At 73.1% G+C, this 9,441-nt stretch carries 14 protein-coding genes; 11 read left to right on the top strand and 3 right to left on the bottom strand.

All coding sequences use genetic code 11. From position 1 onward, the window contains the following. The first annotated feature begins 99 nt into the window (after nucleotides 1–99). On the top strand, nucleotides 100–1,320 hold the full coding sequence (locus ACFVU3_RS07905) for an acetyl-CoA C-acetyltransferase (protein ID WP_390064652.1): 1,221 nt from the start codon (nucleotides 100–102) through the stop codon (nucleotides 1,318–1,320). Nucleotides 1,321–1,791: 471 nt separating this feature from the next. Then, a complete protein-coding gene (locus ACFVU3_RS07910) occupies nucleotides 1,792–2,619 on the top strand; it encodes a hypothetical protein (RefSeq protein ID WP_390064911.1) in 828 nt (275 codons plus the stop codon). A gap of 215 nt (nucleotides 2,620–2,834) precedes the next feature. On the opposite strand, the gene ACFVU3_RS07915 is transcribed toward ACFVU3_RS07910, so the two are convergent. From ACFVU3_RS07915 to ACFVU3_RS07925, 3 genes are all read right to left on the bottom strand, one after another. Then, nucleotides 2,835–3,164 carry a hypothetical protein gene (locus ACFVU3_RS07915; RefSeq protein WP_390064653.1) on the bottom strand — a complete coding sequence of 110 codons (330 nt, stop codon included), beginning with the start codon at nucleotides 3,162–3,164 and terminating at the stop codon, nucleotides 2,835–2,837. 91 nt (nucleotides 3,165–3,255) lie between these two features. Next, nucleotides 3,256–4,158: a Bax inhibitor-1/YccA family protein gene (locus tag ACFVU3_RS07920; RefSeq protein WP_390064655.1), complete on the bottom strand. Its 903-nt coding sequence runs from the start codon at nucleotides 4,156–4,158 to the stop codon at nucleotides 3,256–3,258. Between the two features lie 439 nt (nucleotides 4,159–4,597). Further along, nucleotides 4,598–4,999 carry a hypothetical protein gene (locus ACFVU3_RS07925; RefSeq protein ID WP_390064657.1) on the bottom strand — a complete coding sequence of 134 codons (402 nt, stop codon included), beginning with the start codon at nucleotides 4,997–4,999 and terminating at the stop codon, nucleotides 4,598–4,600. Nucleotides 5,000–5,181: 182 nt separating this feature from the next. On the opposite strand from ACFVU3_RS07925, the gene ACFVU3_RS07930 reads away from it, so the two are divergent. The 9 genes from ACFVU3_RS07930 to ACFVU3_RS07970 all read left to right on the top strand — a co-directional run bounded on the left by ACFVU3_RS07930 (nucleotide 5,182) and on the right by ACFVU3_RS07970 (nucleotide 9,413). Further along, nucleotides 5,182–5,397 (top strand): helix-turn-helix domain-containing protein, encoded by a 216-nt coding sequence (locus ACFVU3_RS07930; protein ID WP_390064659.1) that lies wholly within the window; start codon nucleotides 5,182–5,184, stop codon nucleotides 5,395–5,397. Continuing rightward, nucleotides 5,394–5,642: a hypothetical protein gene (locus ACFVU3_RS07935; RefSeq protein WP_390064660.1), complete on the top strand. Its 249-nt coding sequence runs from the start codon at nucleotides 5,394–5,396 to the stop codon at nucleotides 5,640–5,642. Before ACFVU3_RS07930 ends, ACFVU3_RS07935 begins: the two co-directional genes overlap by 4 nt. Nucleotides 5,643–5,760: 118 nt before the next feature. Next, entirely contained in the window at nucleotides 5,761–5,937 is a 177-nt protein-coding gene (locus ACFVU3_RS07940) for a hypothetical protein (protein WP_390064661.1), read from the top strand. A 106-nt stretch (nucleotides 5,938–6,043) separates the two neighbouring features. Next, on the top strand, nucleotides 6,044–6,514 hold the full coding sequence (locus ACFVU3_RS07945) for a hypothetical protein (RefSeq protein ID WP_390064663.1): 471 nt from the start codon (nucleotides 6,044–6,046) through the stop codon (nucleotides 6,512–6,514). Next, complete coding sequence (locus ACFVU3_RS07950; RefSeq protein ID WP_390064665.1) at nucleotides 6,511–6,963, top strand: hypothetical protein; 453 nt, start codon at nucleotides 6,511–6,513, stop codon at nucleotides 6,961–6,963. Before ACFVU3_RS07945 ends, ACFVU3_RS07950 begins: the two co-directional genes overlap by 4 nt. Next, nucleotides 6,960–7,367 (top strand): hypothetical protein, encoded by a 408-nt coding sequence (locus tag ACFVU3_RS07955; protein WP_390064666.1) that lies wholly within the window; start codon nucleotides 6,960–6,962, stop codon nucleotides 7,365–7,367. Before ACFVU3_RS07950 ends, ACFVU3_RS07955 begins: the two co-directional genes overlap by 4 nt. Further along, a complete protein-coding gene (locus ACFVU3_RS07960) occupies nucleotides 7,351–7,665 on the top strand; it encodes a hypothetical protein (protein ID WP_390064667.1) in 315 nt (104 codons plus the stop codon). Before ACFVU3_RS07955 ends, ACFVU3_RS07960 begins: the two co-directional genes overlap by 17 nt. Nucleotides 7,666–7,876: 211 nt before the next feature. Beyond that, nucleotides 7,877–8,278 carry a MarR family transcriptional regulator gene (locus ACFVU3_RS07965; RefSeq protein ID WP_390064669.1) on the top strand — a complete coding sequence of 134 codons (402 nt, stop codon included), beginning with the start codon at nucleotides 7,877–7,879 and terminating at the stop codon, nucleotides 8,276–8,278. A 70-nt stretch (nucleotides 8,279–8,348) separates the two neighbouring features. Then, on the top strand, nucleotides 8,349–9,413 hold the full coding sequence (locus ACFVU3_RS07970; RefSeq protein WP_390064671.1) for a hypothetical protein: 1,065 nt from the start codon (nucleotides 8,349–8,351) through the stop codon (nucleotides 9,411–9,413). Nucleotides 9,414–9,441: the final 28 nt, after the last annotated feature.

Genomic DNA, 9,441 nt, shown 5'->3' on the forward strand with positions numbered 1-9,441 from the left:
AAAAGAGGTCCGCATCACACACCGATCCCGGTGACCCCGTGCGGTACGTCCGGGTAACTTCCCAGTGAGTCCGACCGCCACCAGCCCCCTGGAGCCGTGATGCCCGAAGCCGTGATCGTCTCGACCGCCCGTTCCCCCATCGGCCGGGCCTTCAAGGGCTCCCTGAAGGACCTGCGCCCCGACGACCTCACGGCCACGATCATCCAGGCCGCGCTCGCCAAGGTCCCCGAGCTGGACCCGCGCGACATCGACGACCTGATGCTGGGCTGCGGCCTCCCGGGCGGCGAGCAGGGCAACAACCTGGGCCGGATCGTCGCCGTGCAGATGGGCATGGACCACCTGCCGGGCTGCACCATCACCCGCTACTGCTCCTCCTCGCTGCAGACCTCCCGGATGGCGCTGCACGCGATCAAGGCGGGCGAGGGCGACGTCTTCATCTCGGCCGGCGTCGAGATGGTCTCCTCCTTCGCGAAGGGGAACTCGGACTCGCTGCCGGACACGCACAACCCGTTCTTCGCCGACGCCGAGGCCCGCACCGCCGAGGTCGCCGCGTCCGAGGGCTCCACCTGGCACGACCCGCGCGAGGACGGCATCGTCCCCGACGCGTACATCGCCATGGGCCAGACCGCGGAGAACCTCGCCCGCTGGAAGGGCGTCACCCGCCAGGAGATGGACGAGTTCGGCGTCCGCTCGCAGAACCTCGCCGAGCAGGCCATCAAGAACGGCTTCTGGGAGCGCGAGATCACCCCGGTGACGCTCCCGGACGGCACGGTCGTCTCCACGGACGACGGCCCGCGCGCCGGCGTCACCCTGGAGGGCGTCTCCGGCCTCAAGCCGGTCTTCCGCCCCGACGGCCTGGTCACCGCCGGCAACTGCTGCCCGCTGAACGACGGCGCCGCCGCGCTCGTCATCATGTCCGACACCAAGGCGCGCGAGCTGGGCCTGACCCCGCTGGCCCGGATCGTCTCCACCGGCGTCTCCGGCCTCTCCCCCGAGATCATGGGCCTCGGCCCGGTCGAGGCGTCGAAGCAGGCCCTCGACCGCGCCGGCCTGACGATCGGCGACATCGACCTCGCCGAGATCAACGAGGCGTTCGCCGCCCAGGTCATCCCCTCCTACCAGGACCTCGGCCTGGACCTGGACAAGGTCAACGTCAACGGCGGCGCCATCGCCGTCGGCCACCCCTTCGGCATGACGGGCGCCCGCATCACCGGCACCCTGATCAACAGCCTCCAGTTCCACGACAAGCAGTTCGGCCTGGAGACCATGTGCGTCGGCGGCGGCCAGGGCATGGCGATGGTCATCGAGCGGCTGAGCTGAGCCGCAGCGGAGGGTAGGGGTCGCCCGAGGAACGAGGGCGGCACCTGCCCGCAGCGGAGGCGAGGCTCGGCGCGGCCCCAGGCACGAGCGGCTGAGCTGAGCCGCAGCGGAGGGTAGGGGTCGCCCGAGGAACGAGGGCGGCACCTGCCCGCAGCGGAGGCGAGGCTCGGCGCGACCCCAGGCACGAGCGGCTGAGCTAGTACCCGCCTTGACGCGGGCGGAACGTCGCTCTCCACGCGCCGAGCGCGTCAACCTCACCGCGTCCGAGCCGTGACCGAATCTCCCCCAGGATGTGACCTACATCCCGGGGGAGTTCGTTTTCCCAGGTCAGAGCCATTTCGGGACTAAACACCCGGCCAAAATACCTGTCCATTTCGTGACGTAATGCACTGACAGGCAGCCCCACCCCGCGACAAGCTGATGTAGGAAGTCGGGGGATCGACTCGAACCGGGAGTACGTCAGTGAGCGCCATGTCTCTTGCCCTGCTGCTGACCACGGCCGCTGCCACGGCCGTGGGCGCCGCTGCCCTGCACCACGTGCGGGGTCTCCGCAAGGAGGTCACCGCCCTGCGCACCGAGCTGGCCGCCGGCCACGGCGTGACGGTCCCCGCGGCCCGTGCCACGCCCGCCGCCGAGATACGGGCCGCGGTCGCGGAGGCGCTGGCCGAGGAGCGCGAGCGCGAGCTCGCCGAGGCGCGGGCCTTCTGGGCCGCGCAGGAGGCCCGGGACGCGGCCGACGCGCCCTCCGCCCTCCTCGGCGGCCTGGGCGGCGAGGAGACCGGCGGTCTCTTCGTGCCGCGCCAGACCGACTTCGTGGGCCTGGAGGCGATGGCCCTGGAGGCCATGGAGGCCGAGGCGGCCGCCCTCGACGGCGTCGCCGACCCGGTCGACGACTTCCCGGAGTACCCGGAGGACTCGGCCGAGCTGGCCGCCGCCCGCCGCCGGCACCCCTCGCACCCGGACTTCGTGCCGGTGCAGACGCCGGTCGTCACCGACCACGAGCGCACGGTGGCGCGCCTGGAGGAGCTGGCCGACACGGCCACGGCCCTCACGGACGTCCGCCCGGGCCCGCTCGGCACCCTCGACGTGTACGTCTTCGCCGACGGCACCACGCTCTGCATGACCCCGGGCCACCGCGAGACCGCGGAGCGCCTGGCGGAGGCCCTCCGGGCCGGCCGCACCCCGGTCCTCCTCGGCGGTTCGGGCGTCTCCGGCGCCTTCGCCCTGACGTTCTCCTACGGCGAGAGCGACGAGGAGAACGTCTACATCCTCGCCGACCGCGTCATCGCGTCGCTCTAGCCTCCCCGCGCCGGCGGCCCCGGCCGCCGGCGGGTGACCGGTGACGACACCCCGGCACCCCGGCAACCCGGCACCGCGGAAGACCCCGGGCGGCCCCCGCGGCCCCGCGGCCCCGCGGGCGCGCCGACGCGCCACAGGCCCGGCCCGAGCCCTTCCCGGCCCCTTCCGGCCCTCCCCGGCCTTCCGGCCCCCTCCTGGCCCCTTCCGGGCCCGGGTCACAGCCCCGAGCGCTCCCGCGCCTCCCGTACCAGCCTCACGGCCTCGTCCAGCTCCTGCTCCCGGGAGTCGGCCGGGGCCGTTCTCAGGATCTCGGCCAGGTCGTTGCCGGCCACGGCGAGCTGGTCGGCGACGGTGAAGACGCCCGCGTCGGGGATGGTCCTGGGCTCCCGGTCCGGCTCCTCGGCGCGCTGCGCGCGTACCGCCAGCTCCCTCGCCAGGGCCAGGCCCTCGGCGGCCGCGCCCCGCTGGAGGCGGCTCTGCGGGGCCGCCCGCAGCCGGTCCGCGAAGCGCTCCACGGCGGCGGTCAGTTCACTCGTATCCAGCACGCGCCCGACCCTACCGGGGTGCCCGGCGGGGACGCGGAAGGGCCCGCCCGGCGGCTGCCGGACGGGCCCTTCCCCCGAGTCACGGGGTGCGTCAGTCGTCGCCCTGGAGGATCGACAGCAGACGCAGCATCTCCAGGTAGATCCACACCAGGGTCATGGTGAGGCCGAAGGCGGCCAGCCACGCCTCCTCGCGCGGGGCACCGTAGGTGATGCCGTCCTCGACCTGCTTGAAGTCGAGGGCCAGGAAGCAGGCGCCCAGGATGATGCCGATGACACCGAAGAGGATGCCGAGGCCACCGCTGCGGAAGCCGAGGCCGTCACCGCCGGCGAACACCGAGAAGAGCAGGTTCACCACCATGAGCAGCATGAAGCCCATGGCGGCGGCCATCACGAAGCCGGTGAAGCGGCGGTTGACCCGGATCCAGCCCATCTTGTAGGCGATGAGCACACCGGCGAAGACCGCCATCGTGCCGAGGACCGCCTGGACGACCACGCCGTCGGCGATGTAGGTCGAGACGGCCGCGGAGATCACACCGAGGAAGACGCCCTCGAAGGCCGCGTAGCCCAGGATCAGCGCCGGCGACGCCTTGCGCTTGAAGGACTGCACGAGCGCCAGGACCAGCGCGACCAGGGCGGCGCCGATGGCGATGCCGTAGGACTTGCCCAGGTTCGCCGGGTCGACCGGCAGGAGGAACCAGGACAGGGCGGCGGTGAGGACGACGGTGCCGAGCGTCATGGCCGTACGGCTCACGACGTCGTCGATCGTCATCACGTTGCCGCGCGCCTGCTGCGGGGCGCCCGTCTGGACGTCCTGCGGCGCGTAGGGGTTGGTGGCGTACGGGTTGGCCGCACCCTCGGCGTACGGGTTGCCGGTCGCGTACGGGTTCGCTCCGACGGCGGGGCCCCCGGCCTGCGGCTGCTGCGCGTTGAAGCCCGCGTAGCCGTTGTCGCGGCTGAACCCCCGTCGCGAGAAGACCGGGTTGCTGCTCCTCATCTCACTCCTCCATGGACGGCCGCACTTGCGCGGCCTTGCGTCAAGGGTAATGCGTAGGCAAAAGAAACTCTCTAGTGCTCGGGGAGGATCTTTTGCGACACGTTCCGGTCCTCCTCGGCCACCGGGGCCCGGAGGAGGAGGGGCGGGGGGCGGGAGGAGGGGCGAGGACGCCGAAAGGACGGGGGAAGGGGGCTGTCCACCGGGCCGCAGGCGTCTCCTGGGGCCCGGGGTGGTGCCCGGAACCGGACTTGAACCTGTTCCGACACCCGCTCTGACCTGCGACTATGCGCTGACCTTTACGTTTCGGCCCGCCCTGGTCCGTTCGGGCCCGTTAGGTCCCGCCTGGGTGCGCCCCGAGGTTCCCATGGGAACACGCCTGGGAACGCGCAGGTAGAGAGCATGGGCGCGCCCGGACTGGGGTTGGCGGAATGCTGTCGCCCTACGCGGAGCGTCGTGCATCCGGGGGGAGTTGGTCGCCCAGGCGGCGGCGCACCTGCTCTCGCACGCGCGGGGGCAGTCCAGCCAGGATGGCGAGTACCGCCTCAGCCTGAGGGTCGAGGGGGTCCTCGGCGGCCGGCTGCTCCTCGGCCTCCACCTCGAGCAGCGTGGGTACACCGCCGGCCTGGACCTCGGAGGCCGAATGGGCGGCCCATCCGAGGGCGCGCTCGAGTCGCCTGTAGGTCGAGGGGCGCACACCAACACCCTTGCGGATTTTGGCGAGGGTCTCGTCGGAGAAGCCAGCACGCCCGGCGACGTCGATGTACTGCCACCCCCGCTCGGAGATGAAAGCGTCCACCACATCGCCGAGCCTGGCGAGTCCCTCGTCACCCTCAGCTGTCATGTCGCGGAGCGTACCGCCCTACTCCAAACCGCTCCAATGTCGCCTCGGCCAAAGTGGCCGGATCCCGCTTAGGCATTTCGACGCATGGCCAGATCTTCCCCCTGGAGCGGATCACTCCAATTCTGAACAGACGATCCCAACATTGGGCTTGACCGACTCCAAAGTTGGAGTACTTTGGAGTCATGACGCACACGGTCGACGGCCAGAAGGCCCGCAGCCTGAGGCGTCGGCGGGGCCTTTCGGTCGTCGCCGTCGCGGAGGCCGCGGGCTGCTCGATATGGATGATCTACAAGATCGAGTCGGGCCGGCATCAGCCCAGCCCCCGGGTCTATGTCGGAATGCGCAAGGTCTTGGAGGCGCACGACAGCGACCTCGAACCGACGAGGGGTTCGGCATGACGCTCTCCCCGAACCTGGACCTGGACGAGGCCGCGGTTTTCCTCCGCTGCTCGAAGCGGTTCCTGGAGGACAACCTCCGTCGGATCCCCCATCAGAAGCTCGGGCGCTCCGTGTCCTTCGACGAGGCCGACCTCGCCGAGATCAAGGAGATGCATCGCGTCCGGCCGGCAACAGCTGCCGCCCCGACCACCCCGGTCCGCGCCCTCGCTCAGATCCGCCCCAAGGGCGCCACCCGCGTCTCCTGACGCCAGAAAGCCGGGGCCTCCACCGGCCCCGGCATCCCCCGGCACCTCAACCACGAATCGAGGCACCGTGAATCACCCTACCCACAACTCGCCCGAAACCTCCCGACTTGTCCGCGCTGTGGACGGCACCCTGTGGCGCACCGCCGGTCGCACCAGCACCGGTGAGCAGCTGTACGTCCTCGACGGCGTCGACGTCGACGCGTGCCCCATGTGGGTCCGTGAGCGCGAGACGCTGCTCGTCGACCTCACCGGCGGCCCCCTCACCCCCGTGACCGGCAGGGGGGCCGCCGCGTGACGTACCCCGCCATCGCTGCCGTCGCCGCCCTGGTCTGGATCCTCGGCGGCCTCGCCCTCCGGGCCGCCCTCACCCGCGGCGCCCGCCGCCCGGGCGGTGAGCGCTGATGCTCACCGCCGACCGCGTCGCCGACATCGTCGCCGGCCGCAACGCATACCGCACCAACGAGCAGCTGGACGCCGACGTCCGCGACCTCCTGGCCGAGCGCGCCGAGCTTCTCGCCCAGCTCAACCAGGCGCGTGGGAAGGACACCGCCACCGGCGGCGAGTCCACCCTCGCCCCGCACACCGCCAGCACCGCCGAGGTCCGGTTCGGCGTCTGGGGGTCCCTCCGGCTGATCGGTCCCACGGTCCGTGACCTGGAGCCCGACTACTACGGCCACTTCTACCGGCAGCTGGGCGGCTGGCTCCCGGACGGCCTGTCCGGCGAGCTGCCCCGGGGCACCGAGTACCTGGAGTGGGTCCACATGCCCGGCCTCGTCATGCCGACCGGCATCAACGTCCAGGTGGCCATCAGCCCGACCCGCGACGGCTCCCGGTACATGACGATCGAGTGGCGACGGGAGCGGCCGCGATGACCGACCTCAGCAGCTCCATCCGTAACCTGCTGGCCACGATCGCCGACTTCCTCGACGTTCCGGACCCGGCCCTCGACCGTGCCGACGAGTCCGCGCACCGGTTCCTCGTCGACGAGCGGGTCCTGCTGGTGCGAGGCGTCATCGAGGACATCCTCGTGGGCAAGGCGACCCTCGGGCTGGACTGGGAGGCCGACTACCTGCGCCGCAGGGCCGCCGAGCGCCCGGTTACCTACCGGACCCTCGCCCAGGTTGTCGACGCCGCGCAGGTAAGTGCCGCCTCCGCCCTCGTCGCCGAGCCGGTGACCCGGTCCGCGTGCGAGGCATGCGGTTCCCCGCGCGGGCCTCTGGCGCCGGACCCGTCCGGTGCGAGGTACACGAGCGGTGAGCCGGTCCTCGCGTGCGCCACGGGGTGCTCTGCTGGCACGGGCGGCCCGGAGGCGGGCGAATGACGACCGCGCCGAACGACACCATCGACCACGGCACGCACCGCGGCTACGGGCAGCACCTGCGGCGGGGTATCCGGCCGTGCACGGCGTGCCGGGCGGCGAACAGCGCCCGTGAGCGCGAGCGCAAGGCACGCGTACGGGCGGCCTCGGGCGCCTCGGACGTTCAGCGGGCCTGGAACCAGGGCGCCGTGGGGGTCCCGGTCCCGGGTCGGGCGGTGCCGACCGGTCGGGACTGCTCGGTGGCCGGCTGCGGCGCCCTCGGCTCCGTCCCGCAGCCGTCCGCGCGCATGGTCCTGGTGGAGTGGCCCGACTCGCGCGAGCCCGCCCGCTGGTACTGCCCGGGCCCGTGCGCCGCGTACGGGCGGGCCCTGGCCGAGGTCCGTGCGCTCGGTGACCGCCGTGCGTGACGCCCTCGCCCTCGGCATCCTCGCCCTGTTGGGCATCGGGGCCGTAACCGTGGCCGTGGCCACCGTGTGCGGCGCGGCCGCGGCCGCCCGCGCCGCCCGGGCCCTCGTCAGCTCCTCGCGGCGGCGCCCGGCCCGGACCCGACCGCCGGCAGTGCCTCCCGTCGTCCCGGCCCTCCGGCCGTACGTGTGGGTGCAGTGCGACACCCCCAAGTGCGGCCACCTCCAGATGCCGCACTACCCGGCCGGCCCCGGATACGTGGCGTGCAGCAACTGCGCCGCACGCCGCCCGGCGCCGTGACCCGCAGCCGCCGCCCGCCGCCGTGCGATCACGTCGGCCAGCACGGCCTCGTGCGGGCCCGTCTCTACCGCACCGGGTGGTGCTGCGACCGCCACACCCCCGCCGCTCAGGCCGGCCGCCCCGAGCCGCCGCCCGGGCCCGGCTGGCCCCCCGGCGCCTACATCCACATCAACTCCCCGACACCCGCCCCGACTTCAGCCCTGGAGCAGCCGTGAGCACCATCCCGACACCCGCCGACGTCTACGCCCGCAGCGCTCGCGCCCTGATCGCCCCGGCCCCCCACGACCCCCTCCGCGACGAGCCGTTCCGCGCCCTGTGGGAGCGAGGGGTGCTCGGCTCCCGGATGATCCCGAACACCAAGCTCGTCTCCCTCGCCGTCGCCGCCGGCGCCGACTGGACCACCGGCGACCTCGCGGCCCCGCGGCTGTCCGTCGGCCAGCTCGCCGAGGCCACCGCCATCACGCACGGCCAGGTCGTCGTGTCCCTCAACATCCTCGAACAGCGCGGCTGGGTGGCCAGGTCCTCCCGCCGCGACCGGTGGGGCGTCGCCGAGGTGCGGCTGACGATCCCCGCCGCGATCATGCGCCGCCTCGTCAAGACGCGCCTCTCCTGACCGGCCCCGGCCGGGGCCCCGCGCCCCGGCCCGCCCGGCCCCGTACCCGCACCAACCCGAGAGGCACCCCGTGGACGACGAGCAGACCCGACGAGGCGGCGGCAGTGTGGCGCACGCGTTCGGCAACGCGCTCGCCCGCCAGTGGGCCCCCGTGATGCCGCGCCCGCTGGTCGGCGGCTTCCTGACCCTCCTCTACGCCATGCGCACGCTCGCGAGCGCCGACGGCCGCCTGCGGTACGAGCGCGACGGCAAGGCCATCACCATCAAGCAGATCGCCGCAGCCTGCCGCAGCGACCAGAAGGACGTACGGGACTTCCTGGAGGCCGCCGTCGCCGCCGGCGTCGTGGCCGTCCTCGACGACGGCCACGGGCGCGGAGGAACGCGTGGCCGGGCAGTCCTCTACTCCCTGGTCCTGTGCCCGTCGCCCGACTGGGAGCGCGCCGCCGGCCTCCTGTGGGCCACCCAGCAGGAGAAGAAGGCGCAGCGCGAGGCCGCCGCCGCCCGCCGAGCGCTCGCCGCCCAGACCTCGGGGGACAGTGCCCCTACCCCGACTGGCCCGACCTCGGGGGACAGTCCCCCGACCTCCGAGGGGGGTACCTCGGGGGACAGTCCCCCGAGGTCGGGCGAAGAGGGGTCGGGGGACAGTCCCCCCACCCAGGTCGGGGGACAGTCCCCCGAGGTGGTCGGGGGACAGTCCCCCGACCACCCAGGAAGTACCCAGGTAAAACCCCATGGAGTGGCTGAGGTAGTACCTCAGCCACAGGACGGGCGCGGGCGCGCGAGCGACAAGACGAGCACCCAGCAGCAGGAGAAGCACCGCCGATGCGGCGGCTGCGGCCAGCCGGTCATCCGGCCCGACCGCCTCCTGTGCACCGGATGCGAGCGCCGAGCCCAGAAGCCCCCGCCCGCCCCGTCAGGGCCCGTCCAGGGCGCGTTCATGATCGCCATGCCCCCGGGGGGCTTCCCCGGCCCCCGGGGCGCCACACGGCCCCCCCAGGCCCCGCGCGACCAGCCGGACCCGTTCGCACCGCTGCACTTCTGCGACTGCGGCCGCGAGTACCGAGCCGCCACGCCCGACTGCTGCCCCGACTGCCTCGACGCTGCCGCCCGCGAGCGCGCCACCGGCACCGGCTGACCCGCACCCACCCACACCCGGAGACCAC

This window comes from Streptomyces sp. NPDC058052, assembly GCF_042885515.1.
Classification (GTDB): Bacteria; Actinomycetota; Actinomycetes; order Streptomycetales; family Streptomycetaceae; genus Streptomyces.